Source organism: Patiriisocius marinistellae (assembly GCF_009014635.1).
Lineage (GTDB): Bacteria > Bacteroidota > Bacteroidia > Flavobacteriales > Flavobacteriaceae > Patiriisocius > Patiriisocius marinistellae.
The window spans coordinates 1-1,392 of record NZ_BKCF01000026.1 but is presented as its reverse complement, the minus strand read 5'-3'; the positions used below and the strand labels follow the sequence as shown (position 1 = coordinate 1,392).

1 protein-coding gene is annotated in these 1,392 nt (G+C 29.7%); it reads right to left on the bottom strand.

Translation table 11 applies throughout. From position 1 onward, the window contains the following. Window positions 1-340: 340 nt before the first annotated feature. Complete coding sequence (locus GB234_RS14965; RefSeq protein WP_151895383.1) at window positions 341-1,240, bottom strand: hypothetical protein; 900 nt, start codon at window positions 1,238-1,240, stop codon at window positions 341-343. Between the last annotated feature and the right edge of the window lie 152 nt (window positions 1,241-1,392).

The following is a 1,392-nucleotide window of genomic DNA, read 5'->3' as shown; positions in this document are numbered from 1 at the left end:
AAAAGTTTCGTCTCTAAAGTTGCTTTTTGATAGCTTTTTTTTCGCCAGTGTTCATTTTGTGTTTTCATAAGTGACTATAATTAAAGGTTTAATTTTTAGTCAACCTATTTCAGGAAAGTTCATTTTTTAAATTACTGGCAACGGTCTTGTATATGAAAAGTAGCGCTGAAAATAAGCGATAATTTTCGGATAAAACACAAGCCGAATTTTTAAATTTTACTAATTATTTTATTTTTGGGAATTTGTCAAATTTAAAAATTTAGCGACTTCCTAAAAATGCCCGAACCTTTGTATTAGCAACGACTCGCGCTATTTTTTATATACGTTGTTGGCAAACGTTTTATTCATTTCTAATTTGCTTAATTGTGGATTGAATTAAATTGAGTTTGTCGTAATCAGGAAATAATTCTTTTAGGCTATCATTTGAATTTCCTGTAGGCAAAATTTTTACTCCTCGATCAATAAGATCCGATGTTGTTGATATGGATAATTCAAGTCTTTTAATTGTTTCAGGATCTGTATGATCGTAATGTTCACTAGCAATTGCTTGAGCTTCCGCATTCAGTATATTTTTAACCTGTATTTTTTGCGCATTAATAATATCTTTAAGTGCATCATTTTTTAATTCTAAGGTTTTTGCGTGTTCTTCAAAAATCTTTGCTTCTGCGCGTTTTTTTCTTATTACCGAAGCTGCCCATACAATACCTGCAATAAGTTTTACAGCTCCAATTGTTCCTAACGCTACATTTAACCAAATTGAACCTCTATCAGCAGATATTATTTCAGTTTTACTTTTATCAATTCCTGCATCTATTATAGGTAATTCTATAGCCTTCTTGAGTTCATTAGAAATTTTGTTTAGATCATCAAAACTATTGAGTTCAGGTAATTTTATGGTAATGGCATCAAGATTCTTTTCATTCTTAGTAGTCTTATCAAAATAATCCAGAAGAAAAGTAAGTCCAGCACGTAAATATTCTACATTTCTAACAATAATATTTTCTTGACTGGAAACGAATTTTTCCGAGTTTTTATGTGTGTCAAAAATTCCTGAGTCTTTTTTTAATTCATCAACATAAGATTCGAGAAAATCTATCTCAGACAATAATTCAACACCTTTCCTTAAATCATCGAGGTTGCCAAATAAATACGGTTTTTCATCATTGGAAAGATATTCTCTTGAATACTTCAAAAGACTTATTGCTTCTTTTATCCTTTCGTAATTTTCTTTTATTCCCAAATTATTTTTTTTAGTTAATGTTTGCCAACGGTCTTGTATATGGCTCGTAGCGTGTAAATTAAACAATTAATTTCGGATGAAGCACGAGCTGAATTTTTAAATTTTTCTTATTATCTTTTTTATTGGAAAGTCGTCAAATTTAAAAATTTGGC